The sequence below is a fragment of the Luteimonas sp. 3794 genome (assembly GCF_031456825.1).
Taxonomy (GTDB): Bacteria; Pseudomonadota; Gammaproteobacteria; order Xanthomonadales; family Xanthomonadaceae; genus Luteimonas.
In genome coordinates this window covers 577,192-603,040 of record NZ_JAVDVJ010000001.1, presented here as the reverse complement: position 1 = coordinate 603,040, position 25,849 = coordinate 577,192, and the positions used below count along the sequence as shown (strand labels likewise).

22 protein-coding genes are annotated in these 25,849 nt (G+C 68.8%); 6 read left to right on the top strand and 16 right to left on the bottom strand.

Annotation, left to right across the window (positions count from 1 at the left end; genetic code table 11):
• Positions 1-125: 125 nt before the first annotated feature.
• The 9 genes from fghA to ppc all read right to left on the bottom strand — a co-directional run bounded on the left by fghA (position 126) and on the right by ppc (position 9,042).
• Complete coding sequence (gene fghA / locus J2X52_RS02690; RefSeq protein WP_310148265.1) at positions 126-962, bottom strand: S-formylglutathione hydrolase; 837 nt, start codon at positions 960-962, stop codon at positions 126-128.
• Between the two features lies 1 nt (position 963).
• A complete protein-coding gene (locus J2X52_RS02685; RefSeq protein WP_310148261.1) occupies positions 964-1,290 on the bottom strand; it encodes a DUF3658 domain-containing protein in 327 nt (108 codons plus the stop codon).
• Positions 1,291-1,301: 11 nt separating this feature from the next.
• Positions 1,302-2,411, bottom strand: a complete 1,110-nt coding sequence (locus tag J2X52_RS02680; RefSeq protein ID WP_310148258.1) for an S-(hydroxymethyl)glutathione dehydrogenase/class III alcohol dehydrogenase — start codon at positions 2,409-2,411, stop codon at positions 1,302-1,304.
• A gap of 22 nt (positions 2,412-2,433) precedes the next feature.
• The gene (gene frmR / locus J2X52_RS02675; RefSeq protein ID WP_159680884.1) at positions 2,434-2,709 is read right to left on the bottom strand and encodes a formaldehyde-responsive transcriptional repressor FrmR; all 276 of its coding nucleotides are present in this window, start codon (positions 2,707-2,709) and stop codon (positions 2,434-2,436) included.
• A gap of 68 nt (positions 2,710-2,777) precedes the next feature.
• Positions 2,778-3,002 (bottom strand): hypothetical protein, encoded by a 225-nt coding sequence (locus J2X52_RS02670; RefSeq protein ID WP_310148250.1) that lies wholly within the window; start codon positions 3,000-3,002, stop codon positions 2,778-2,780.
• A gap of 86 nt (positions 3,003-3,088) precedes the next feature.
• Positions 3,089-4,861 (bottom strand): GGDEF domain-containing protein, encoded by a 1,773-nt coding sequence (locus J2X52_RS02665; protein ID WP_310148248.1) that lies wholly within the window; start codon positions 4,859-4,861, stop codon positions 3,089-3,091.
• A 140-nt stretch (positions 4,862-5,001) separates the two neighbouring features.
• Complete coding sequence (locus J2X52_RS02660) at positions 5,002-5,634, bottom strand: glutathione S-transferase family protein (RefSeq protein WP_310148245.1); 633 nt, start codon at positions 5,632-5,634, stop codon at positions 5,002-5,004.
• Between the two features lie 59 nt (positions 5,635-5,693).
• A complete protein-coding gene (locus J2X52_RS02655) occupies positions 5,694-6,242 on the bottom strand; it encodes an NUDIX domain-containing protein (protein WP_310148243.1) in 549 nt (182 codons plus the stop codon).
• Between the two features lie 79 nt (positions 6,243-6,321).
• On the bottom strand, positions 6,322-9,042 hold the full coding sequence (gene ppc / locus J2X52_RS02650; protein ID WP_310148240.1) for a phosphoenolpyruvate carboxylase: 2,721 nt from the start codon (positions 9,040-9,042) through the stop codon (positions 6,322-6,324).
• A 168-nt stretch (positions 9,043-9,210) separates the two neighbouring features.
• On the opposite strand from ppc, the gene J2X52_RS02645 reads away from it, so the two are divergent.
• Positions 9,211-9,666, top strand: a complete 456-nt coding sequence (locus J2X52_RS02645) for a hypothetical protein (protein ID WP_310148238.1) — start codon at positions 9,211-9,213, stop codon at positions 9,664-9,666.
• 45 nt (positions 9,667-9,711) lie between these two features.
• Here J2X52_RS02645 and J2X52_RS02640 read toward each other — a convergent pair whose 3' ends face one another.
• Both J2X52_RS02640 and yihA read right to left on the bottom strand, forming a co-directional pair.
• Entirely contained in the window at positions 9,712-11,076 is a 1,365-nt protein-coding gene (locus J2X52_RS02640) for a glutamate--cysteine ligase (protein WP_310148235.1), read from the bottom strand.
• 129 nt (positions 11,077-11,205) lie between these two features.
• The gene (gene yihA / locus J2X52_RS02635) at positions 11,206-11,838 is read right to left on the bottom strand and encodes a ribosome biogenesis GTP-binding protein YihA/YsxC (RefSeq protein ID WP_310148233.1); all 633 of its coding nucleotides are present in this window, start codon (positions 11,836-11,838) and stop codon (positions 11,206-11,208) included.
• Positions 11,839-11,969: 131 nt separating this feature from the next.
• Here yihA and J2X52_RS02630 point away from each other — a divergent pair, with 131 nt between their 5' ends.
• From J2X52_RS02630 to J2X52_RS02615, 4 genes are all read left to right on the top strand, one after another.
• Positions 11,970-12,902, top strand: coding sequence for a c-type cytochrome (locus J2X52_RS02630; RefSeq protein WP_310148231.1), 933 nt, complete (start codon positions 11,970-11,972; stop codon positions 12,900-12,902).
• Between the two features lie 143 nt (positions 12,903-13,045).
• Entirely contained in the window at positions 13,046-13,699 is a 654-nt protein-coding gene (locus J2X52_RS02625; RefSeq protein WP_310148228.1) for a thiol:disulfide interchange protein DsbA/DsbL, read from the top strand.
• 41 nt (positions 13,700-13,740) lie between these two features.
• Positions 13,741-14,535 (top strand): thiol:disulfide interchange protein DsbA/DsbL, encoded by a 795-nt coding sequence (locus tag J2X52_RS02620; protein ID WP_310148223.1) that lies wholly within the window; start codon positions 13,741-13,743, stop codon positions 14,533-14,535.
• 12 nt (positions 14,536-14,547) lie between these two features.
• A complete protein-coding gene (locus J2X52_RS02615; protein WP_310148220.1) occupies positions 14,548-15,333 on the top strand; it encodes an endonuclease/exonuclease/phosphatase family protein in 786 nt (261 codons plus the stop codon).
• 347 nt (positions 15,334-15,680) lie between these two features.
• Here the strand turns inward: J2X52_RS02615 and J2X52_RS02610 are convergent, their stop codons facing one another.
• The 5 genes from J2X52_RS02610 to purT all read right to left on the bottom strand — a co-directional run bounded on the left by J2X52_RS02610 (position 15,681) and on the right by purT (position 23,664).
• Positions 15,681-18,557: a TonB-dependent receptor gene (locus J2X52_RS02610; protein ID WP_310148217.1), complete on the bottom strand. Its 2,877-nt coding sequence runs from the start codon at positions 18,555-18,557 to the stop codon at positions 15,681-15,683.
• Positions 18,558-18,673: 116 nt separating this feature from the next.
• Entirely contained in the window at positions 18,674-19,789 is a 1,116-nt protein-coding gene (locus J2X52_RS02605; RefSeq protein WP_310148213.1) for a PLP-dependent cysteine synthase family protein, read from the bottom strand.
• Between the two features lie 345 nt (positions 19,790-20,134).
• Positions 20,135-21,313, bottom strand: coding sequence for an amidohydrolase (locus J2X52_RS02600; RefSeq protein WP_310148210.1), 1,179 nt, complete (start codon positions 21,311-21,313; stop codon positions 20,135-20,137).
• A 28-nt stretch (positions 21,314-21,341) separates the two neighbouring features.
• Positions 21,342-22,139, bottom strand: a complete 798-nt coding sequence (locus J2X52_RS02595; protein WP_310148207.1) for a sulfite exporter TauE/SafE family protein — start codon at positions 22,137-22,139, stop codon at positions 21,342-21,344.
• A 331-nt stretch (positions 22,140-22,470) separates the two neighbouring features.
• On the bottom strand, positions 22,471-23,664 hold the full coding sequence (gene purT / locus J2X52_RS02590) for a formate-dependent phosphoribosylglycinamide formyltransferase (RefSeq protein WP_310148204.1): 1,194 nt from the start codon (positions 23,662-23,664) through the stop codon (positions 22,471-22,473).
• Positions 23,665-23,886: 222 nt separating this feature from the next.
• Between purT and J2X52_RS02585 the strand changes: the two genes are divergently transcribed.
• Positions 23,887-25,818: a transglycosylase SLT domain-containing protein gene (locus J2X52_RS02585; RefSeq protein ID WP_310148830.1), complete on the top strand. Its 1,932-nt coding sequence runs from the start codon at positions 23,887-23,889 to the stop codon at positions 25,816-25,818.
• Positions 25,819-25,849 lie beyond the last annotated feature (31 nt).

Here is a 25,849-nt window from a genome sequence, read left to right as displayed (position 1 = left end):
CAGCCTCTGCCTACGCGACGGTGACCGGATCGAGTTGATCAGAGGCTCCTTGCCCGGAGACCGCTGCCCATCGGCCGACCGAGCGGTTGTGCAGACGGCGGGGCCACATACGCCACCCCATGCACTCAGCCGTGCAACGCCTTCGCGTGGTGCGCGATGTGGTCGCCGATGAAGCTCTGGATGAAGTAATAGCTGTGGTCGTAACCGGGCTGCATTCGCAGTTCGATCGGATGGCCGACCGCCTCGCACGCGGCCTGCAGCAGCTGCGGCTTGAGTTGGACGTCGAGGAACTCGTCGGCGTCGCCCTGGTCGATCAGCAGCGGCAGGCGCTCGGCCGCGTGTGCAACCAGCGCGGTCGCATCAAAGGCACGCCACGCCGCGCGCTCGTCACCGAGATAGGCGCCTAGCGCCTTCTCGCCCCAAGGCACCTGACTCGGCGCGACGATCGGCGAGAAGGCGGACACGCTGCGATAGCGGCCGGGATTCTTCAACGCGATCACCAGCGCGCCGTGGCCGCCCATCGAATGACCACTGATTGCGCGCGCACCATTGGCCGGCAACTCGGCCTCGACCAGTGCCGGCAACTCGTGCACGACGTAGTCGTACATGCGGTAGTGCGTGGACCACGGCGCCTGCGTCGCGTCGACGTAGAAGCCGGCGCCCTTGCCGAGATCGTAGCCCTCGGCATCGGGCACGTCGTCGCCGCGCGGGCTGGTGTCGGGCGCGACGAGCATCACGCCGTGCTCGGCCGCGTACCGCTGCGCGCCGGCCTTGGTGATGAAGTTCTGCTCGTTGCAGGTCAGTCCCGAGAGCCAGTACAGCACCGGCAGCTTCGCGGTGTCGGCCTGCGGCGGGAGGTAGATCGCGAAGCGCATCGTGCAGCCGAGCGTCTTCGATGCGTGTTCGTAGACGTCCTGCCAGCCGCCGAAGCAGGCGCGGTGTTCGATGCGCTCGAGGGTCATGTCAGTGGACCTGCTGATTGTCGGAGAGACGGATCTCGTAGGTCTTGAGCACCTGCGGATCGCCCTTGCCTTCGATGCGACCCGCCTGCGCGAGCGCGCGGATCCGCAGCACGTAGACCTCTTCGGGCAGATCCTCGTAGGCGTCGGGCGCGGCGATCATGACCCCCGAGGCGATGAACCCGGCCTTCTTCCAGCTGCGGTCCAGCGCGGACAGGATCGCTTGGTCGATCTGCATCAGATCGCCATCGTCGAGGCTCGCGATCGCGTCACGTGCGTCCTCGTCGAGATCGAGATGCGCGACCGCGGCTTCGAGTGCGGACTTGTCCATGAAGGCGGCCATCAGAAGTGCACCACGGTGCGGATCGACTTGCCGGCATGCATCAGCTCGAAGGCCTCGTTGATGTCGTCCAGTCCCATCGTGTGGGTGACGAAGGGCTCCAGATCGATGCGCCCCGCCATCGCGTCCTCCACCATGCCCGGCAATTGGGTACGGCCCTTGACGCCGCCGAAGGCCGAGCCGCGCCACACGCGCCCAGTCACCAGCTGGAACGGCCGCGTGCTGATCTCCTGGCCGGCGCCGGCAACGCCAATGATGACGCTCTCGCCCCAGCCCTTGTGACAACACTCGAGCGCGGCGCGCATCACGTTGACGTTGCCGATGCACTCGAACGAGAAATCGACGCCGCCATCGGTCAGCTCGACGATGACGTCCTGGATCGGCTTGTCATGGTCCTTGGGGTTGATGCAGTCGGTCGCGCCCATCGAGGTCGCGAGTTCGAACTTGCCGGCATTGGTGTCGATCGCGAGGATCCGGCTGGCGCCGGCCTGCACCGCGCCCTGGATCACCGCGAGGCCAATGCCGCCGAGCCCGAACACCGCGACCGTGTCGCCGGCCTTGACCTTGGCCGTGTTGTGCACCGCGCCGATGCCGGTGGTGACGCCGCAGCCGAGCAGGCACACCTGCTCCGGGTTCGCCTCGGGGTTGATCTTCGCCAGCGAGATCTCGTTGACCACCGTGTATTCGCTGAAGGTGCTGCAGCCCATGTAGTGGTAGATCGGTTCGCCGTTGTAGGAGAAGCGCGTGGTGCCGTCCGGCATCAGGCCCTTGCCCTGGGTGGCGCGCACCTTCTGGCACAGGTTGGTCTTGCCCGACAGGCAGAACTTGCACTCGCGGCATTCGGCCGTGTACAGCGGAATGACATGGTCGCCGGGCGCGAGCGAGGTCACGCCCTCGCCCACTTCGACGACGATGCCCGCGCCCTCGTGGCCGAGCACGCTCGGGAAGATGCCTTCCGGATCGTCGCCCGACAGCGTGAACGCATCGGTGTGACAGACGCCGGTGTGGGTGATCTTGACCAGCACTTCGCCGGCTTGCGGCGGCGCGACGTCGATCTCGACGATCTTCAGCGGTTCGCCAGCGGCGAACGCGACGGCGGCACGTGACTTCATAGGAAACTCCCGGAAACGATGGTTACTTGAGATAGGTGCGCACCAGCGCGACGGCATCGTCGACGCTGGCGCGGCGGTGTTCGGGCGAGTCGCTCGGCTGGCCGAGTTCCTCGCGCAGGTGACTTTCGAGCACGCCGGACATCAGGCCGTTGACTGCGCCGCGCAACGCGGCGAGCTGCTGCAGCACGGGACCGCAGTCGGCGCCGGCTTCGAGTGCACGCTCCAACGCGTCAAGCTGCCCGCGCATGCGGCGCACACGCAGCAGGACACGCTTTTTTTCCTCGGGCGAATGCGGCATGTGGGTGGCGCCTCGATACTCTGGGGGAGTATACCCGAGCGCTCACACGGCGTCGCGGGCGCGGAGGATCAGCTGCCGCCCGGATCTTCCTGGATCAGCCCGGCGTCGGTCAGCAGGGTGTTCACCCGGCCCTGCACATACGCGTCGAGTTCGGCCGGGACTTGCCCGGTCAGCGGGCGCGCCGCCTCGCCGAACGCTTCGAGTACTTCGTCCTGCGGCAGGGTGCGGCGCAGTTCGGCGAGCGTGGCCGCCAGACGTTCGAGCCCGGCATCGATATCGGCTTTGCTGTTCATGCGGCCAGCCTGCACCCGCGTCCGTGTGCGGAATGTGGATCCGCTGCGGAAATCGACCTGCTGTCGGCGTGGTGACGCCGGGCGCGTCAGTGCCCGAGCACGTGGACCGACAGGCCGCGGCGCTTGGCTTCGCGCTTGGCACGCGCTGCGCTGGATGCGATGTCCTCGGCGCCGCTGCGTTCGCCCGCGGCAATCTGTACGACGCCGATCGTCAGCGTGGTCAGCGGAAACGTGGCATAGCTGCCGTTGCGGTCTTCGCCTTCCAGCACGCCGCGCACGCGATCTCCGGGTTCGAACAGCGCCAGTGCGGCGGCATTGAACTCGCTGACCACGCCTTCGCAGCGCAGCGCCCAGTCGTCGCTCTGCATCAGCATCACGAAATCGTCTCCGCCGACGTGACCGACGAAATCCCAGCGCGGGTCCGCATGGCGCAACAAGGTGGACGCCAGCAGCTGGAGCATGCGGTCGCCGAGAAAATAGCCGTACTGGTCGTTGTAGGGCTTGAAGTGGTTGAGGTCGCAGTAGCAGGCGACGAAGCCCTGCCCGGTCTCGACCAGCCGCCGCACATGTTCGGTGATCGGGATATTGCCGGGCAGCTGGGTCAACGGATTGGCATAGCGCGCCGCATCGATGCGCAGCTCGGTCACGCGCCGCACCAGCGCCTCGCCGGTGCCGACACCGCGATAGCGGCCGTTGTCGGTGATCACGAAGCCGTCGTAGAGATAGCGCTGGTCTTCGCCGAGCAGGATCTGCGACATCTCGTCGACGCTCTGGCGGATGTCGCACAGCACCGGCGAGGCGTTCATGTGGGTGGTGCACGGCTTGCGGCCGAGCAGTTCGCGCGCGAACGGCATCGCCATGTGTTCGTTGAACGCGCGGCGGTTGATCAGCCCGAGCGGCACGTCGTCGCGATCGACCACCGGAATCGCGCTGAGCTGCGGGTTCTGCCGGAACAGCGCTTCCGCATCCTGGTTGGTCGCGGTGTCGCGGATGCTCGGTGCCTCGATCAGCATGTGCTCGGCGAGGATGCGACGGAACGCGCTGGGCCGGTCGTCGCGCGGCCAGACCTGGATCTTGTCGTCCGCGGTCGCGCGCACGTCATCGGAGACGGTGCGCGAGATCGTCGCCGAGGGCCGGCCGAGCAGATAGCCCTGCACCAGCGGGATGCCGAGATCGCGCAGCACCCGCAGGTCCTCGATGCGCTCGACGCCTTCGGCGATCAGCTCGGTGCCGAAGCCGTCGGCCACCTGCACCAGCGCCTTGAGGATGTTGAGCCGCCCGGCGCTGTCGGCCAGGCCGTGCACGAGGAACCGATCGATCTTGACGAACTCCGGCGACAACTCGTGCCACAGCTCGAAGTTGGAATGACCGTTGCCGAAGTCATCGAGCGCGATGCGCACGCCGGCCGCCCGCAGATAGCCGATCGCATGTGCCAGCTGCCCGCAGTCCTCGACGATGTCGCGCTCGGTGAGTTCGACCACGTAGTTGCGCAGATCGCGCCCCCCGGCCTGCAGGGCTTCGAGTACCTGCTGCGGGCGGGCGCTGCCGCCGAGGATGGCATGCACGCTGAGGTTGAGCAGCAACAGGCCGCCGCCTGCGAAGTCGTAGCGCGCGACCGCACTGCGCACCGCGCGCGTTTCCAGATCGCCCAGCGTGCCTGCCTTGCGCGCGCGTCCGAGCAGCTGCAGCGGGGAGCTGCCGTCGTCAGGCCGCATCAGTGCCTCGTGCGCCACCACGCGGTGGTCCCGGAGTCGCACGATCGGCTGGTAGACCATGCTGAAACGTTCACTCACCGCAGCGGTGGCGTCGGCAGTTGCGGCGTCGACGCTCAGCGGGGGTGGAGACAGCTGCAACAGCATGGGCGTTCCGGGTCGAGGTGCGGCAGATGCTGACTGACCGGGGACGACAGCGCAGGAACGGGCGGATGCCCGCGCCATCCATGGCGGAAGGCATTGCAACGGGGAAATGTGACAGCAGCATTTCGGCGCCCGACGACGCCTCAGCTCTGCTTCGGCATCGCCGCATCGTCGAGCGCACTGGCGCGCTGCCACGCGGGCCGCGCCTGCAGCCGCTCGACGTATTCGACGAATGCTGGATGCGCCGGTAGCGACTTGAACATCAGGCCCCATGCGATCTGGCTGCCGACATAGACATCGGCCGCGGTGAAGCGTGCGCCGGCAATCCACGGGGCAGCGTCGGAGACGGCGCCCACCAGCGTTTCGACCGTCTGATCGAAGTTGCCGTAGCCGACCATCTGGGCCCGCTCGGCCGGTGCCAGCAGGCCGAGCGACTTCGCGGTCACGGCCGCTTCCAGCGGGCCCGCGGCGAAGAACAGCCAGCGGTGATAGGCCGCGCGTGCACGTGGCGTGTCTTCCGGCAGCAGTCCCGCGCCCGGGAAGGTCTGCGCCAGATACGCGCAGATCGCCGCGGCCTCGGTCACCACCGCGTCGCCGTGCACCAGGGCGGGCACCTTGCCCATCGGATTGATCGCCAGGAACGCGGGCGCCTTCATCCCGTCGCCGTAGTCCAACAGCTCGGTGCGATAGGGCTGCCCGCTTTCCTCCAACATCCAGCGCGCGATGCGTCCGCGCGACATCGGGTTGGTGTAGAGCACGAGATCGTCAGTGGTCATGGCGCACGCCGGGCTTGGGGACGATGCGAGTGTGCACGCCTGCCACCGCTGGCGGCACCCTAGGCGCCGGCTGCGTCTTGCAAAACCGTCGATCCGGCATCGGCCGCCACGTGTTCGAGCATGAACGTCTCGCGATGGATCGACAGACCCATGCGCAGATCCGCGCGCTGCAGCACCGCCCGGTTGTGGGCAATCGCGGCCTGCAGGTCCACCCAGACCGGGCGCATGCCGTTGGCCTGCTCGTAGGATTCCATCCGCGCATCGCCAAGCGTCGCATCGATGGCGCAGACGTAGAAATGCGAGGTCATGTGCATGAGGTCGTGGTCCGGCGAGCGGTCCGGTCGATATTCTTCGACGATCCCGTACGCATCCAGCACGCGGATGCGCGTGGCCCCCGTCTCCTCCGCCAGCTCCCGATGCAGCGCGGCCACCGGCGCCTCGCCCTCGGCGACGCCGCCACCGGGAAAGCTGAAATCGTCGTAGCGCTCGGTATACAGCAGCAGGATCGCCCCCTCGCGCTGCACGATGCCGCGGGCGGCGTGGCGGCGCAGCACTCGCCCCTCGCGCGTGGTGAGCGCGGGATGGACGAGCTCGGCAATCAGGCGCATCGGCAACCCCCCCAGAAACGGCGCGCAGTGTGACGCAGCGCCGGCAGCAGCGCCGTCGGCATCGACAGGGGCGCGTGCCTCAGCCGGTGTTCTGGATGCCCGCCGCGATGCCGTTGACGGTCGACACCAATGCGTTGAGCAAGGTCTCGTCCTCGCGCCCGCTCGCACGCCAGCGGCGCAGCAGCTCGACCTGCAACAGGCTGATCGGATCGACATAGGGATTGCGCAGGCGGATCGACAGCTGCAGGCGGTAGTCGTCGGCCAGCAGAACGTCCTGCTCCTTGAGCAGCAGGATCGCATCGCGCGTGCGCAGGCATTCGTCGAGGATGCCGGGGAAGAACGCGTCGTGCGCATCGCCGGCAAGGCGCGAGTAGCGCTCGAAGATCGCGATGTCGGTCTTGGCCAGCAGCATTTCCACGTCGTCGAGCGCGGCGCTGAAGAACGGCCAGTCGCGCGCCAGTTCGGTCATCGCCTGCTGGCCGTAGGTCCGGATGCCGTGCTGCAGGGCGGTACCGAGGCCGTACCAGCCGGTCAGGCCGGAGCGGTTCTGCGCCCAGGCGAACACCCACGGAATCGCGCGCAGGTTGGAGATGCCGCCATCGCGCCGGCGCGACGGGCGGGAGCCGATCTGCAGGCGCTCGATGACGTCGATGGGCGTGGCTGCGCGGAAGTAGTCGGGGAAGTCGGCGCGTTCGTGCACCAGCGCGCGATAGTGCGCACGCGAGACCTCGGCCAGATCGGTCGCGATCGCGCGCCAGGTGTCCTCGCGCGGATCCGCCGGGCGCGGACGCAGCGTCGCCTGCAGCACGGCGGCGGTCGACTGTTCGAGATTGCGCAGCGCCAGCGCACGGATGCCGTACTTGCGATGGATCACTTCGCCCTGCTCGGTCACCCGCAGACTGCCGTCGACCGAACCGCGCGGGGCGGCATTGATCGCGCGCCCGGTCTTGCCGCCACCGCGGCTCACCGAACCGCCGCGGCCGTGGAAGAACACGATGCGCACGCCGGCGTCGCGGGCCAGCGCGGTGAGTTCGACCTGGGTGCGCTGCAGCGCCCAGCGCGAGGCCAGCAGGCCGCCGTCTTTCGCGCTGTCGGAATAGCCGAGCATCACCGTCTGCCGTTCCCCACGCGCGGCCAGGTGCGCGCGGTAACGCGGATCGTCGAACAGCGCGCGCATCACCGCAGGCGCGGCCTCCAGGTCGTCGACGGTCTCGAACAGCGGCGCCACGTCGAGCGGCACCTGGCCATCCTCGACGCAGCCGGCGATACGCGCCAGCGCGAGCACCGCGAGCGCATCGGCAGCGCTGCGCGCCATCGAAATGATGTACAGCCCGGTGGCGGAGGCGCCATGACTGCGGCGCAGATCGGTCACCGCATCGAACACACCGAGGGTCGAGGCGACACTGTCATTCGACAGCGCGCCGTTGGCTTTCGGCGGCGCATCGAGCATCGCGTGCAGCCGCTCGACACGCGCCTCGACATCGAGGCCCGCCCAGTCGCTGCCGTCGATCTGGCCGAGCACTTCGTCATGCACGGCCGAATCCTGGCGCAGGTCCAGCGCGGCGAGATGGAAGCCGAACGTGCGCGCGCGCCACAGCAGACGATCGAGCGCGAACTGGCCGGCATGCGCGCCGCGGTTGTCGCGCAGGCTCGTGTCCATCAGATCGAGGTCGGCGAGGAACGCGTCGGCGTCCGCGTAGCCCGCGCGATGGTCGGCATCGGTCAGGCGCAGGCGCAGCTGCATCAGATCGAGCAGGCGCCGGTACGGCATGTCGGCATGGCGCGGGTTGAGCGCCGCATCGGCGTCGGGGAGACGGCGCCGGTAATCGTCGACGCGCGCGGTGATCGCCTCGTCGATCGTCGCGCGGCCCCGGGTCTGGGTCAGCACATTGCCCAGCCCGCGCAGATCGCGGCGGTACTGCGCCAGCGCCTGGCTGCGTTGCGCGCCGAGGGCGGCGCGCATGGTGTCGCCATTGACGTTCGGATTGCCGTCCATGTCGCCGCCGACCCAGGTGCCGAAGCGCAGCACCTGCGGCAGCACCGGGCGCGTGCCGTACACCGATTCGATGGCATCACCCAGTGCTTCGTAGAACACCGGCAGCACGCGATACAGCACGTTCGACAGGTAGTAGCCGACGTGTTCGACCTCGTCGGCGACGGTGGGCTTGCGCGCGGGGGATTCGGAGGTCTGCCACGCCGAAGTCAACGCCAGCACGATGCGCGCATCGTCGGCGCGGCGTTCGGTCGGCGTGCGCTCGCGGTCGATGTCGGCGATCAAGCGCTCGACGATCGTGCGTTCCTTCTCCAGCAGCACGCGGCGGATGGCCTCGGTGGGATGCGCGGTAAACACCGGCTCGATGTGCAGCCGGGCGAGGCAGCCCTGCAGCGCGTCGAGCGTCACCCCGTCGTCCTTGAGCGTGCGCAACACCGCTTCCAGGCCGCCGGGCTGCGGGGCATCGCCGGTGCGCTGGTAGTCACGCCGGCGGCGGATGCGGTGCACGCGCTCGGCGAGGTTGATCGCACCGAAGTAGGCGGCGAACGCGCGCACCACGGCTTCGGCGTCGTCGGTGGGAATGGCCGCCAGGGTGTCGGCCAGGGCATCGACCGGACGGCCCGCCTCGCGCCGCTCGATCGAGGCGCGGCGCACCGCTTCCACTTCATCGAGCAGCTGCTGGGAGCCCTGTTCGGCAAGCATCTGTCCGACCATCGCGCCGAGCCGACGGACATCGTCGCGCAGCAGGACATCGGTATCGGCGAATTCGAGGTGGTCGCGCAGCGGCGTGTCGGCGGTCGGCTTCATCGACTCAGGGTAGCGCAGCGCCCGGCGGGATCGCGTCGACCCCGTCTCGCGCGTGGCTCGCGAGGACCGCCTTCAGCGGACCGGCCGCTTGTCGGTGAATGCGCCGTGCGCCATGCTCCGCTGCGCCGGCACGGCCGGCCTCCTCCCAACAGGCGCAAGGACACGGACATGCGGAATCGACGCGGGACTTCGTTCATCGGATGCACGCTCGCGGCGATGGCGCTCGCGACGGGCCTGGCAGCCTGCTCGGGCCAGGGCGCGGCCACGCCTGCCGGCGCGACACCGCAGGCCGCGGCCGCGTCGACGCTCGACCCCGTGCTCGCCGAGCCGCGGGTGGGCGATGTCTACGCTGCGGAACTGACCCACTTTTCCGGCGTGGATTTTACCGGCACCGGCAATCGGGAGGCCGCGTTCGGCCTGATGCGCGTGATTGCGGTCGACGATGAGCGGCTCACGCTCAATACCGAGGACAGCGGGTGGCCGAAGGCGCGGGGCGCGATCAACGAACTGCGCGGCGACCAGGCGGACATCACCTGGGACGAGGTCGAGAAGATCGAGATCTACCGCCGCGAACTGCCGCAGCTGGTGGCCGACGGCCACATCCTCGAAGCGCGCCGCATGTAAGCCGACCGGCAGGTGTGCGCAGGCGCACCTGCCGGCGCAGCGGGTTCAGTAGGCGAACTCGCGGAACACCCGGTCGATGTCGCCCTGCCAGGCGCCGTGGAACAGTTCGAGCTTGCGCTCGGCCGGCGTCTGCCCCGATTCGGCGATCTCGATCAACGCGTCGAGAAACACCCGCTCGTCCTGGTCACGGGGGTTGAGGCGGGCGCGCCGCTGCAGACCGGCCGCGGCGATCTTCAGGGCCTCGATCGCCAGATCGCGCAGGGTGCCGCCGCGGAACGGGGTCTTGAGCGCATGCCGCGGCACCTCGTCGCGCAGTGCGTTGCGCTCGACCATCGTGAAGTCGCGGACCAGATCCCACGCGGCATCGAGCGCGGCGTCGTCGTACAGCAGCCCGGTCCAGAAAGCGGGCAGTGCGCACAGCCGGTTCCACGGACCGCCATCGGCGCCGCGCATTTCCAGATACTTCTTCAGCCGCACTTCGGGGAAGGCGGTGGTCATGTGATCGTTCCAGTCGCGCAGCGTGGGCAGCTGGCCCGGCAGCACCGGCAGCTCGCCGCGCATGAAATCGCGGAAGCTCATGCCGGCGGCATCGTGGTAGATGCCGTCGCGATAGGAGAAGTACATCGGCACATCGAGCAGGTAGTCGACGTAACGCTCGTAGCCGAAGCCGTCCTCGAACACGAAGTCGAGCATGCCGGTGCGGTCGGCGTCGGTGTCGGTCCAGATGTGCGAGCGGTAGCTCAGATACCCGTTGGGCTTGCCTTCGGTGAACGGCGAATCGGCGAACAGCGCGGTCGCGATCGGCTGCAGCGCCAGCGACACACGGAACTTCTTCACCATGTCGGCTTCGGTCGCGTAGTCGAGGTTGACCTGGACCGTGCAGGTGCGCGTCATCATGTCGAGGCCGAGGTCGCCGACCTTGGGCATGTAGTCGCGCATGATCTTGTACCGACCCTTGGGCATCCACGGCATGTCGCCCCGGCGCCACTTGGGCTGGAAGCCCATGCCGAGGAAGCCGAGGCGAAGTTCATCGGCGACGCTCTTGACCTCGAACAGATGCGAACCGACTTCGCTGCAGGTGTCGTGGATGGTCTCCAATGGCGCGCCCGAGAGCTCCAGCTGACCCGCCGGCTCCAGCGTCACCGAGGCCCCGTCCTTGAGCAGGGCGATCGTGTGGCCGCCTTCGTTGACCGGCTCCCAGCCGAAGCGGGTCAAGCCGCGCAGCAGGGCTTCGATACCGCGCTCGCCTTCGAAGGTGGGCGGGTGCAGGTCGTCGAGCCGGAAGCCGAACTTCTCGTGCTCGGTACCGATGCGCCAGGCCTCGATCGGCTTCTCGCCCGAGGCCAGGACCTCGACCAGGGTGTTGCGGTCGGTGATGGGGGTGTCGCTGACGTGGCTGGGGCTGGACATGCGGGCCGCTCGATCGGAAAGGGCGAGATGCGGGCCGGACCCGGAATCGCAAGGCGGCACTATAAAGGGGCCGCCCCGGCAGCGGCGTCGTACCGGTGCGTCGCCAGTGTTCCAGCGACGATGCGCGCGTCAGGACGCGGGCTTGGGCGCCGGACGCCCGATCTCCAGCCAGCGCGCGATCACGCCACGGGCTTCGTCGATGCCGATGTTGGTCTCGCCGGAGAACGTCTGCACGCTGACCTTGTCGCCATGCAGTGCCAGCAGTTCCTTGCGCACCGCCTGCAGGGTGTTGCCGGCCGCGCCGCGGCCGAGCTTGTCGGCCTTGGTCAGCAGTGCGTGCGCCGGCATGCCGTGTTCGACCGCGAAGGCGATCATCTGCCGGTCGTATTCCTTCAGTGGGTGACGGATGTCCATCACCACCACCAGGCCCTTGAGCGCCTCGCGTTCGCGGAAGTACTGGGCGAGGAACGCCTGCCAGTGGGCCTTGAGGTCGCGCGGCACCTTGGCGTAGCCGTAGCCCGGCAGATCGACCAGGAAGCGGTTGTCGTGCGGCGGGAAGTCGAAGAACACTAGCTGCTGGGTGCGGCCCGGGGTCTTGGACACGCGCGCGAGCGCGTTCTGCTGGCACAGCGCATTGAGCGCGCTGGACTTACCGGCGTTGGAGCGACCCGCGAATGCAACCTCGAATCCGCCGTCGGGCGGGAGCTGCTGCGGGGTGTGGGCAGCCAACAGGTATTTGGCGCGTGCGAAGGGATTGGACATCGCAATAGCTTGGCACGACCGGCGCCGGCTTGCCCGCGCGGTTTGACCCGCCCGGTGCGGGCCAACATAATCGGACGGACTTGCGACCGGCACCTGTCGGACGCGGCATCGAAAGATCTCGGAGCCCAGCAATGCGCCACGCTCGCGCCATTGGTATCGCCGGCCTTGTAGTCGTTGCCGTGGGCGCCGTCGCCTTCGCGCAGTCCACCGTGCAGCCGTTGCCGGACGCGCCGGCAGTGGAAGTCCGCGACATCGACGACAACGCCGTCGCCGAACTCGCCAATGCGACGCACGGGGATCCGGTCAGGGGCGCCCAGCTCGCAGGCACCTGTGCCGCGTGTCACGGCCTCGACGGTAATGCTGACGCCGATCCCAGCCTGTATCCGCGCATCGCCGGCCAGAGCGAGCGCTACATGGCCCGCCAGCTGGCGCTGTTCAAGAGCGGCGAGCGCGTCAACGCGATCATGCAGCCCTTCGCGATGCCGCTCAGTGCGCAGGACATGCGCGACCTCGGCGCGCACTACGCGCAGCAGACCAGCGGCGCCGGCATCGCCGACGACGCCGTGGTCGAGGCCGGTCCCTACAAGGGCATGAGATTCTTCGAGGTGGGCCAGAAGCTGTTCCGCAGCGGCGACACCGAGCGCGGCATCCCGTCCTGCATGGCCTGCCACGGTCCGGCGGGCAGCGGCAATCCGGGCCCGGCCTATCCGCATGTCGGCGGCCAGCAGGCCTGGTACAGCTCCGGGCGGCTCTACGCCTACCGCGAAGGCCAGACCAGCGAGGACGACAAGCACCTGTTCAACGTCATGGCCGAGGTCGCCAAGTCACTGACCGACGAAGAGATCGAAGCGGTGTCGAGCTACATGCAGGGCCTGCATGCGCGCCCCGACCCGACGATGCTGGCGGCCATCGAAGCGCAGGCCGCGTCGATGCCGGCGCCGGCGGTGCCGGCAGACGCACAGGCCGTGCCGGCGACCGATGCGACCGCCGACGAGGCGCTCGACGCCGCAGAGCCCGCGCCTGCTGCGGAATCCGCGCCCGCCCCGGCGCCCGAAACGCCGTGACCCGCTCCACGGTGCCGACGTCCGGCACCCTGTCGACTTGAATCTGTACATCCATGTTCTTCGCCGTGCCAATGGCGGCCCTCGCGCGTTCTCGCGCAGTGGCCGACGCGTGCGCGGCGTCCGCACTCCGGAGTGACCTGACAATGCCCCCACATCCCCGCGCCTGGCGCTGCCTGCTCGCAATCGTCGCGCTCGCTGCTTCCGCCTGGCTGCCCGCAGCCGCGCAGACGGCCGCGCCGGTCGAGGGTGTCGACTATGCGGTGATCGCCGACGGCCAGCCATGGCGGCCGCTGGACGGGAAGATCGAGGTCGTCGAAGTCTTCTCCTACGGCTGCGTGCACTGCTTCCACTTCCAGAAGCTGGTCGACGCCTGGCGCGCGAAGGCGCCACGCGATGTGCGCTTCACCTACTTGCCGGCGGCGTTCTCGGCTGGCGACAACTTCGCCCGCGGCTTCTTCGTCGCCCAGGACCAGCGGATCGACTCGCGCAGCCATCACGCGCTGTTCTCGGCCGTGCACGAAAAATCCCTCCTGCCGCGCAGTGGGGCGAGCATCGAGGCGATCGCGGCGTTCTATGCCACCCAGGGCGCGCGATCGCAGACGCGGTTCGCCAAGGCGATGGCGAGTCCGGAGATCGATGAAAAGCTGAACGCCGCGCGGGCGTTCGCAGCGCGCAGTGGCGTGGAAGGCACGCCCACGCTCATCATCAACGGTCGTTATCGGGTGATGGGACGGCGGCTGGAGGACCTCCTCGTGGTGGCCGACCAACTGATCGAACGCGAACGCACCCAGCGCTGAGGCGCGCCGCCCGTCGAACGATTTCTTTCGAGAGAGTGACCATGAAGATCCGCCACACCCTGCTCCTGATGCTCGCGCCCGTCCTGCTCATGGCCTGCAACCAGCAGCCCGATCATGCGGCCGCACCCGACGCCGCCACGTCCGCGACGCCGGCGCAGACCGCGCCTGCAGCGCCTGCCGATGCCGCGCCGTTCGGCGACGCTGCTGCGCCGACCGACCCGCAGGCCGAGTCGCCCGCCGCCAACAGCAACCCCGTCGTCGCCCCGCAGGGCCCGGCGCCGGTCGCCGGCACCGACTACGTCGAGATCCAGGGCGGCCAGCCGTTCGCCAACGCTTCGGGGCAGATCGAAGTCGCCGAGGTGTTCGCCTACTGGTGCGGCCACTGCGCCTCGTTCGAGCCGCTGATCAATGCATGGAAGGCGCGCCTGCCGGGCGACGTGAACTTCGTCGCGCTGCCGGCCGTGTTCGACGAGCGGGACAACTTCCCGCGCGCGTTCTTCGCGTCCGAGACGATGGGCACGCTGGCCCGGACCCACGACGCCACGTTCAACGCCATCCACATCGAGAAGAAGCTGCGCCCGAACGCCGATGCCGCCGCGATCGCCGCCTTCTACGGCACGCTGGGCATCGACCAGCAGCGCTTCACCAGCACGATGCAGAGCTTCGCGGTCAACGCCAACCTCGGCCGCGCCCGCCAGTTCGCGACCCGCAGCGGCGTCGACGCCACCCCGACGATCATCGTCAACGGCAAGTACCGCGTGGTCAGCGGCCGTTCGCTTGAGGACATCCTGCGCGTCACCGATCACCTGGTCGCGATGGAGCGCGCGGCGCAGTAAGCGCCCGACGTTGTGAAACATTCCGATCCGCAGGCCGCCGAGGCGTCGCGCACGCTCAAGCTGCTGAGCGCGAACATCCAGGCCGGCTCCAGCACGCGTCGCTACAGCGACTACGCGACGCGCAGCTGGTCCCACGTGCTGCCGGCCGGCAAGCGCACGGCGCTCGACGCCATCGCCATGCTCGCCGGCACGCACGACATCGTCGGGCTGCAGGAAGCCGACCCCGGCAGCTGGCGCTCCGGCTTCACCAACCAGACGCATTACCTCGCCGAACGCGGTGGCTTCGAGTACTGGACCCACCAGCCGAACCGGCGCGTGGGCGCGGTCGCGTCCAGCGCCAACGGCCTGCTGAGCCGGCTGGAGCCGATCGAAGTCGTCAACCACGCCCTGCCCGGCCGTATTTCCGGGCGCGGCGTGCTGCTGAGCCGTTTCGGCGAGGGCGACGAGGGCCTGGTGGTCGCGGTCGCGCATCTGTCCCTGGGCGCGCAGTCGCGGCTGTCGCAACTGTCGTTCATCGCCGAGGTACTGGCCGATCACCCGCATGCGGTGCTGATGGGCGACTTCAACTGCACCTCGGACCGGCCGGAGATGTCGGTGCTCTACCGCCAGACCGGCCTGCAGCCGCCGGCCTGCGCGGTGCACACCTTCCCCAGCTGGCGCCCGCAGCGCGCGATCGACCACATCCTGGTCACCGGCAATCTGAAATGCGCCGACATGAAGGCGCTGCCGGCCGCGTTCTCGGACCATCTGGCGCTGTCGACCGAGCTGGCCGTGCCTGAGGCGGCGCTGCGGCGTTGAGCGTCCGGGCGGCTGCGTCGCGTTCCGCAGAATGGGTAGGGTGCAGCGAAACCCATCATTGCCATCTCGCCGCGCTGGGTGACAGCGAGCGGGATCAAGATCGCGATGATCGAAAACCGCGCGACCTGCTGCCCTCACCCCAACCCCTCTCCCAAGGGGAGAGGGGCTTTGATCCCTTGCCCTCTCAGATGCAGGCCGCGGTGATGACGACGATGGGTTTCGCTGCGCTCTACCCATCCTTTGAATGCAAAAAAGCCCTCCCCGGTTGAACCGGGAGAGGGCTTGATGGCGCAATCCGGAAGAGCGCTTCGCGCAGATCTGCCGGCTTCAGCGACGTTCGAAACCGATCAGAAATCGATGCCCAGCCGCGCGTAGATGAAGCGCCCCGGCAGGTCGTAGGTCGAAGCGTCGTAGCCGTTGAGGCTGCAGCTCAGGCACACCGGCGGTTCCTTGCCGGTGACGTTGTTGACGCCCAGCGCCAGACGCGTGCCCTTGAGCCAGGCGGTGTTGCGCCAGGACAACTGCAGGTCGTGGTAGGTGGTCGAGCCCAGGCCGTTGAGATCATTGTCGCTGTCGTCGCAGATCGGGAAGCCGTTGGCGCCGCCGCAGGATTCGACGAGGCTGTCGATGTAGCGGACCGTCCACGCCAGCGACCACGGGCCGCGGGTCCAGTCGGTGACCAGGGTGCCGCTCCACTCTGGAATCGCGCTGTTATTGACCTCGATGCCCGGGCGACGCGGCTCGAGTTCGCCGGTCTCGTTCGCCAGTTCGTAGCGCGTGACCCAGGTGGTCTTGGCATCGAAACGCAGCCGACCCCAGTCGCGTTCGGGCAGCGTCCAGGCTGCGGTGAAATCCCAGCCGTCGGTCTTGATCGTGCCGAGATTGGCGAGGATGTCGTCGAAGCGGATGATCTGGCCGCGGTCGCTGCGGTCGTAGGAATCGCAGGCGAACGGATCGCGCGTGGCGATGCAGCGCTCGAGAATCGCCTGCGCATCCGGCGCTTGGATCGCGTCGTCGATGTGGTGGCGGTAGAAGGTCACGCCGAGATCGACGCGGTCCGACCACCACACTTCGTCGGCGAACGAGGGACTCCACACCGAACCGATCATCAGGCTGCGGCTGCGCTCGGGTTCGAGTTCGGCGTTACCCGAGGTCACCACCGAGATCTGCGAATTGGTCTGCTCGTACCCGGCCGGCACGCCATCGGCGGCGCAGGCCGGCGACGGCACCGCGGCGCCCGAACAGGGATCGACCAGGGTCGCGTCGAACCGGCTCAACGTGCCGTAGAGCTCGCCGATCGACGGCGCGCGGAAGCCTTCGGCGTAACTCATGCGGAACAGCAGCTCATCCACCGGCTGCCAGCGCAGGCCGACCTTGCCGGTGGTCTCGCCGCCGAACGTCGAATAGTCGGAATACCGGCCGGCGATGCTGAGATCCAGCGTCTCGCCGAACACGGTGTCGCGCATCAACGGCACGCTGAACTCCGCGTAGGCCTCATTGACGTCGTAGTCGCCGCGGGTGATGCCCGAGGGCACGCCGTTGTACTCGCCGGCGACGGTGATCGGATCCGGCGTATAGCTGCCCTCGTATTTGCGGTATTCCACGCCGGCCGCGAATGCCAGCGGGCCGGCCCACATCTCGAACAGGTCGCCGGTGACGTTGGCCGAGGCCAGGGTCAGCGTGTTGCTGCTTTCGTCGCGGACCACCGGCTGGATGAAGGCGAGCATCTGCGGCGTGATCGTGCCGGGGCCACCGAACAGATTGAGCGGTGTGCAGCCGGCGATTGCCGCGCACGCGGCCGGATCGCCCAGGGCTTCGTTGATGCGGCGGATGTTGTAGCTGCCGGTGTTGGTCTGCTCGGCGCGGCTCTGGCTGCGCACCAGATTCACGTCCCAGTTCCAGGTGCGCACGCCGACGCCGAAGGTGCCTTCGAGGCCACCGGCTGCGTACCAGGTCTTGACGTCCTGCTGGTAGCGACGCGGGCCGCCTTCAACCGGACGGCGCGCCAGCAGGAACAGGTTCGGATTGTCGCCCTCGGTGGTGAGGTCGAACCCGAACGGATTGAACGGATTGAGCGCGGAGATCGTGAGCGTGCTTTCGGCGTAGGGGTTGTACACGCCGGCATCGGTGCCGAGGAAGATCGGCTCGGGCGCGGCCTGGTTGGCCGACGTGCGCTCGTTGTAGAGCACGCGCGCATAGGCCGAGACCTGCGGGGTGAACTCGAAGCGCACCTGGCCGAACACCGACTTGCGCTCCGACGGCGTCAGCAGCAGGTTGTTCGGCGCGAAGTTGTAGCGGTCCGCGGTGGTGAAACAGTGGAAATCGTCGGTTCGGGTGCAGCTGGTCTGCGCCGGGTCGTAGAACGGCGACGTGGCACCGTCGTTGGGCGTCAGATTGAACGACTCGCCGGTGTTCGGATCCTGGAAGACGAAGCGGCCCTGCGGGGTGGCCGAGCTGCCGTTCGCCAGCCCGGTGCCGGGCACCGGCACGCTGGCGTTGGCCACCTTCGACGAGGCGATTTCGCGCTGCTTGTAGTACGAGGCGCCGAGGAACCACTGCGCGCGTTCACGACTGCCGCCCCAGCCGAGGTCCGCGCCCCAGGTCGCACCGCCCAGATCGTCGTACTCACCGTAGTGCAGATCGAGCGTGCCGCCTTCGGCATCGCGTTTGGTGATGATGTTGACCACGCCGGCGATCGCGTCGGAGCCGTAGATCGACGAGGCGCCGTCTTCCAGCACTTCGATGCGGTCGATCAGCGCGAGCGGGATCGTATTGAGATCGACCGCCGAGCCCACGCCCGAAGCCGAGGATTCGTTGACCCAGCGGATGCCGTCGACCAGCACCAGCACGCGCTTGGCGCCCAGATGCCGCAGATCCACCGTCGCCGCGCCCGCGCCCACGCCGCCGCCATCGGGCGGAAAGCCGAAATTGCCGCTCGAGTTGAACTTGGTGTTGAGCGCCGCGCCGCTGGCGGTGAGGTTCTGCACGATGTCGGCGACCGAGGTGAAGCCGCTGCGATCGATGTCCTCGCGCGTGAGCACCTGCACCGGCACCGCGGTTTCCAGTTCCGCCTTGCGGATGCGCGAGCCGGTGACCTGGACCGTATCGAGCGTGCGCGCTTCGGGCTGCGGGTCCGGCGTCTGGGCGCTGGCGGCAGCGGGCAGGACCAAGAGCAGAGACAGCTGGACCGCGGCGGCCAGCCGGTGGCGGGGGATCGACGTCATGTAGGAGCTCCAGTGATGCGGATGGTCTGTCGGCGCCCCCGTGCCGCCGACGCTTCCTTGTAACGAATCGTTAACCTGGCCGCACCTGGGGTCAACCCCAGCTTGACCGATACCTCTCAGCCTGTCGGGTCGCCGGCGGTCTGCAGATCGGGCAACGGTGTGGCCTGCTCGGCGACGGCACGGACCAGCGTGTCCGCGGCATCCATGTCGAACCCTTGGGCCGCGTACCAGTCCGGGTTGTAGTAACTGTGCGCGTAGCGCTCGCCGCCATCGCACAGGATGCTGACGATCGAACCGCTGCGCCCCGCAGCGCGCATCGCGTGGGCGACATGCAGCACGCCGATGACATTGGTCCCGGTGGACCCGCCGACGCGCCGGCCCAGGCGCGTATTGGTCCAGCGCATCGCCGCGAGGCTCAACGCGTCGGGCACCTTGAGCATCGCGTCGACGCAGCCGGGAATGAAGCTGGCTTCCGCGCGCGGTCGACCGATGCCCTCGATGCGCGACGACGGCGCGACGGCGCCGGCATCGCCGGAGGTGTCACCGTCGATGCAGCGCGCGTAATGGGCGAAAAACGCCGAGTGCTCGGGATCGGCGCACAGCACACGCGTGTCATAGCCGCGATAGCTGGCGTAGCGGCCGATCGTCGCGCTGGTGCCGCCGGTGCCGGCGCTGCAGACGATCCAGCGCGGGACCGGATGCGCTTCCTGCGCCATCTGCTTGAAGATCGATTCGGCGATGTTGTTGTTCGCCCGCCAGTCGGTGGCGCGCTCGGCGTAGGTGAACTGGTCCATGAAGTGACCACCGGTCTCGCGCGCCAGCTGCACCGAGGCCTCGCCGATGCCGCAGGCGCTGGGCACCAGGTGGCAGCGGCCCCGGTGGAATTCGATCGCGGCGATTTTCTCCGGCGACGTCGACGCCGGCATCACCGCGACGAAGGGCAGCCCCAGCAGACGCGCGAAGTACGCTTCCGAGACCGCGGTCGAACCGCTCGACGCCTCGACCACCGTGCTGCCCGCATGCAGCCAGCCGTTGGCCAGCGCGTAGAGGAACAGCGAGCGCGCGAGCCGGTGCTTGAGGCTGCCGGTCGGATGGCTGGATTCGTCCTTGAGATAGACGTCGATGCCGGGAAAGCCCGGCAGCGCCAGCGGAATCAGATGGGTGTCGGCCGAGCGGTTGAAATCGGCTTCAATCTTGCGGATGGCCTGGGCCACCCAGTCGCGCTGGGACATGGGGCACTCGCGGAAGACGTCGACGCGCCGTGGTGGGCGGCGCACAGCTTACGACGCCCTGTAGGAGCGCGCTTGCGCGCGATGGGGCTTCACCGGGAAGGCGTCTCGCGCGAGCGCACTCTTACAACAACGCGATGACTCGACCGTCGCCGGCCGCCGCACGATACGGTCGAACACCGGCGGTGGTGACACATCGCGCTGTCGATACCAACGCACTACGCGCGGGGCCCATGCTCGAAGGAGCGCATCGAACACTGTAGGAGCGCGCTTCCGCGCGATGGGGCCGGGCCGGGACAGCCCGATCGCGCGCAAGCGCGCTCCTACAAGAATGCGAAAGATCGCCCGTCAGCCCAGACGGCGACGCACGATGCGGTCGAACACGGCGGCGGCGACCGGCAGCAGGCCGTCGTCGAAGCGGAACGTCGGGTGGTGGCACATCGCGCTGTCCATGCCGAGGAACAGGTAGGCGCCGGGCCACTGTTCGAGCATGTAGGAGAAGTCGTCGGAGAACGGATATGCGCGCAGATCGGTCTTCACGTGGTCGGCGCCGAGCACGTCGGCGATCGCGTCGGCAGCAAGCGCCGCCTGTTCCGGCGCATTGACGCAGGGTGGGCAGGAATGCGGAATCTCGAGCGCGATGTTGCAGCCGGAGATCTGCGCATGGCCCTCGCACAGCGCGCGCAGTCGCTTGAGCAGTTCGTCGTGCACGTCTTTCGACAGCGAGCGGATCGTGCCGCTGAGCGACGCCGTCGAAGGAATGATGTTGTGCGTGGTGCCGGCCTGCAGCGAACCGACGTTGATCAGCGCCGCTTCCATGGGGTCGATGTGGCGGCCGACGATCGCACCGATGTCCACGGCCAGGCGGGCCGCGACCTGCAGCGGATCGTTCGCGCGGTGCGGCGCGGCGGCATGTCCGCCGACGCCCTCGATCGCGATCTCGAACACCGCCAGCGACTGCAGCGTGGCGCCGCTGCGCACGCTGGCCTCGCCGGTCGGCAGCGCGGGCATGTTGTGGAAGGCGTAGACCTCGTCACAGGGCCAGCGCGCGAACAGGCCGTCCTCGATCATCCTGATCGCGCCGCGACCGCCTTCTTCGGCCGGTTGGAAGATCAGCACCACGCGGCCGCTGGCCGGCGGATGCGCGACCAGGTGCCGCGCGGTGCCGAGCAGTGCGGACGTGTGGCCGTCATGCCCGCAGGTATGCGCCACGCCCGGCCGCTGCGAGCGATACGGCAGTTCGCCCCGCTCGTCGGCAACCTCGTCCATCGGCAGCGCGTCCATGTCGGCGCGCAGGCCGATCGACAGGCCCGGTTTGCCGCTGTCGATCACCGCGATCACGCCCGTACCGCCGAGGCCCGTGTGCACCTCGAGACCGAGCGCGCGCAGCTCGCGGATGACCAGTGCCGAGGTCCTTTCTTCCTCGAAGCCGAGTTCGGGCCACGCATGGATCTCGTGGCGCCACGCGGTCATCTGCGGCGCCAATGCGGCGATGGAATCGGGAATGGCGGGGGCGGCAGTGGTCATGGAGGGTCCAACGAAAAAAGGGAAAGAATCACAGCAACAACAGGCTCGCACCGACGCAGTAGAGGAACACCGCGAACACGCGCTTGAGCGCGGCGCCGCTGATCGCATGCGCCAGCCGCGTGCCGTACGGTGCGGCGATCACCGAGGCGAGCGCAATGCCGATCGCGCCCGGTAGATACACATACCCCCAGGACACGCCCGGCAGCACATCCGCCGGCGCCTGCAGCGCGTAACCCGCAGCAGCGGCGAAGGCGATGAAGACGCCGCAGGCCGACGAGGTGCCGACCGCGCGCACCGGCGACACGCCCCGCCACACCAGCAAGGGCACGGTCATGCTGCCACCTCCGATGCCGACGATCGAAGACAGCGCGCCGATGCCGACACCTGCGCCCGACAGCCCGAGGCCGGCCGGGGCCACCGCATCGCCACCGGGCGGCGGCGTGCGCGACAGCAGCAACTGGGTACCGACGACGGCGCAATACGCCACCACGCAGTAGCGCAGCACGTCGCCGTCGAGCCGCACGGCGAGCCAGCTGCCGATCCAACCACCGAGCAATACGCCCGGCACCATCCACGCGACCGTGCGCCACAGCACGCTGCCGCGGCGGTGATGCGCGCGCGCCGACGACAGCCCGGTCAGGATGATGCTCGCCAGCGCAGTCGCGAGCGCGGTGTGCATCGCCGCGTCCTGCGGGACGCCGTAGAGCGGCAGCAACCAGACCAGCGCGGTCACCAGCACCAGCCCACCGCCGATGCCGAGCAGACCGGCGAGCACGCCGGCGACCGCACCGAGCAGCGGGAAGCAGAGCATCGACCAGGTCAGCATCTTTCGAAGACGCCTTGTGCAGCGGAGCGCCGTGTGCGACGCACGCAGCGAACTGAAGCCCACCCCCGCGCGCGCGGGGTGAGCGCGATCCGCTTGCGCGGCACTGCCGCGCGGATCGAGCGAGCGACCGGCGCGCTGCGCCGGGCCGGACGGGTTGGGTGGGGGCAAACCATCAGGTCGAATGGAACGTTCGACTTGAGCGGAATGACGCTCCGGGAATCACGCATCTCTGCACACAGACCGTTCGCCCCCATCCCAACCTTCCCCGTATACGGGGGAAGGCACTGAGCTTCGCTCGGTCGTAGTGGTGAATAAAACGCCACGAATCCGATCAGGTCCACTCGATCTTGATCGCAGCCGCCGCCTCACGCGCCGTCGCCCGCGCCGACTCCACATCGGCGCCACGCGCAAGCGTCACGCCGACCCGGCGCTGGCCTTCGACGCGCGGCTTGCCGAACAGGCGCAGCGCGCTGTCCGGCGATTGCAGCCCGCCATCGATGTTCGAGAACACCGGCACGCCCGTGCCTTGCGCCAGCAGCGCGCAGGATGCGGCGATGCCGTGCTGTACGACATCGTCCGCGTCGACCGGAATCGGCAGGCCGAGGATCGCGCGCGCATGCAGCGCGAACTCGCTCAGGTCCTGCGAGGCCAGCGTCACCAGACCGGTGTCGTGCGGACGCGGCGAGACTTCGCTGAACCAGACTTCGTCGCCTTTGACGAACAGTTCGACGCCGAACACGCCACGCCCGCCGAGATCGTCGGTGACCGCACGCGCCACGTCGCGCGCACGTTGCAGCGCGGCCGGCGACATCGGCTGCGGCTGCCAGCTCTCGCGATAGTCGCCCGCGATCTGCACATGGCCGATCGGCGCGCAGAACGCAGTGCCACCGGCGTGACGCACGGTCAGCAGGGTGATCTCGTAATCGAAGTCGATGAAGCCCTCGACGATGCAGCGGCCCGCGCCGGCGCGGCCGCCGGTCTGCGCATAATCCCACGCGGCATCGATGTCGGCATCAGAGCGCACCGTGCTCTGGCCCTTGCCCGACGACGACATCACCGGCTTGACCACGCAAGGCAGGCCCACGGCGATGATCGCGGCGCGGTACGCCTCGCGCGTGTCGACGAAGCGGTACGGCGACGTCGGCAGGCCCAGCGTCTCGGCGGCGAGCCGGCGGATGCCTTCTCGGTCCATGGTCAGGCGCGTGGCGCGCGCGGTCGGCACGACCTTGAGGCCTTCCTGTTCGAGCGCGACCAGGGTGTCGGTGTGGATCGCCTCGATCTCGGGCACGACCAGATGCGGCTGCTCCTGCGCGATCAGCGCGCGCAGCGCGGCCGGATCGAGCATGTCGAGCACGTGACTGCGATGGGCGACCTGCATCGCCGGCGCATCGGCATAGCGGTCGGCGGCGATGACTTCCACGCCGAAGCGCTGCAACTCGATCGCCACTTCCTTGCCCAGTTCGCCCGAGCCGAGCAGCAGCACGCGGGTGGCGGAGGGAGACAGCGGCGTGCCGAGAGTGATCATGTGCGCGGACCGGGAACGATGGGGACGCCAATTCTAAAGCGTCGGCGCCGACGCCTCCGGCGCGCCATGCCGGCGCAGGCCGGGATGACGGCGGTCAGTGGCCCGGCGCAGCACACCTGCGAAGGGCGCTTCAGCCCGCCTCCGTTATAGTCGACCGCCGCTCTCGACATGCCCATGCCGATGCCGCAGACCTGCCGCGACACCCCGCCCGCCCGCCGTCCGATGCGCGCCCGCGCACTGCGCGCCCTGCTGCCCGCGCTCGCTTTGGCACTGCCGGGTGTGGCCTGCGCACAGGCTGTCGACGACTCTGCATTCCGCTTGGCGATGCAGGCCGCCGAACGCGGCCAGCCGGTCGCACCGGCGATGCAGTCGCATCCCGCGAGCGCGTGGCTGGAACTGGCCGCGCTGCGCCGCAATCTGGACACGTTGCCGGTGACGCAGGGTCGCGACTTCATCAGCCGTCACCAGGGCCAGCCGGTCGCCGAGGTGTTCCGCGAAGGCTGGCTGCGCGCACTGGCCAAACGCCAGGAGTGGGCGGCGGTGCGCGAGGCCTGGGCGCCGGGCACCACCAACGCGACGCTGCGCTGCATCGAACTCGACGCGCGCGCCCGTACCGGCGCGACCGATGCGCAGTGGACCCGCGACGCGCAGGCACTGTGGCGCAGCAGCGGCAGCTCGTTGCCGAACGAATGCGATGCGCCGTTCGCCACACTGGCCGCGCGCGGCGGCCTCGGCGACGACCTGCGCTGGGAACGTTTCGATCTCGCGGTCGCCGAGCAGGACGTCGGCGTGATGCGCACCATCGCGCGCGGTCTGTCGGCCGGCCAGCAAGCGCTCGCCGAAGACTACGCCGCCTACATGACCGCGCCGCATGCGCGCGCGCTGCAATGGCCGAAGACCGCGCGCAGCCGCCTCGTCGCTTCGCATGGCCTGGCGAAGTTCGCCAAGGCCGATCCGCTGGCCGCCGAACGCCAGTTGCCGGCGCTGGCCGATGCGCTCGGCTTCGGCGAAACCGAAAACGGTCGGGTGCTGTACCAGGCTGCGCTGTGGACGGTGGCGTCGTACCTGCCCGATTCGGCCCGCCTGCTCAACCGCGTGCCCGAGAGCGCCTACGACGAACGCCTGCACGAATGGCGCGTGCGCGAGGCACTCGCGCGCAAGGACTGGACCGCCGCATTGACCGCGATCCGCAAGATGGGCGCCAGCCAGCGCGGCCAGTCGCGCTGGACCTGGTTCCAGGCGCGCACGACCGAACTCACCGGCGACCGCGCGGCCGCGCAGCCGCTGTTCCGCGAAGCGGCAAAGAATCCCGACTTCCACGGCTTTCTCGCCGCCGACCGCGTCGACCAGCCCTACGCGCTATGCCCGCTCGATTTCTCGCCGTCGACCGATGCACGCGCAAAGGTCGCCGCCGATCCGGGCTTGACGCGCGCACTGGCGCTGTACCGCATCGACCGCCCCGGCTGGGCCACGCGCGAATGGACCGCCGCGCTGCGCAACTTCGACGACACCCAGCGCCGCATCGCGGTGCAGGTCGCCCAGGAGAACGGCTGGTACGACCGCGGCGTGTTCGGCCTCGGCCGCCAGCCGGAAGAAACGCGGCTGTACACGTTGCGCTTCCCGCTGACCCAGCAGGCGCTGATCGAGCGCGAATCGCAGCGGCACGGACTGGACCCGGCCTGGGTTGCGGCCGAGATCCGCGCCGAGAGCACGTTCAACCCGAATGCACGTTCGCCGGCCGATGCGCGCGGCCTGATGCAGGTGATGCCGGCCACCGGCGCCGCCGTCGCGCGGCGTCTGGGCCTGGGCTGGAGCGGCCCAGACAGCCTGTTCGATCCGGCGACCAACGTCGCCATCGGCACCGCGTACCTGCGCGAGAAGAAGGACATGTACACGCTGCCCTACGTGGCGATCGCGGCGTACAACGCCGGCCCGACGCCGACCGGTCGCTGGCTCGCGCAGCGTCCGGATCTGGATCCCGACATCTGGATCGAAACGATCAGCTATCGCGAAACGCGCGAGTACGTCGCACGCGTGCTCGCCTTCAGCGTGCTCTACGACTGGCGCATGTATGGCCAGGCTGCGCCGCTGGAACCCCGGATGCGCGGCGCGCCCGCCCAGCGCAACAAACGCTTCGCCTGCCCGACCGGCTGAGCCCGGTCCCTCGCCCTGCAGCCGCGCCGCG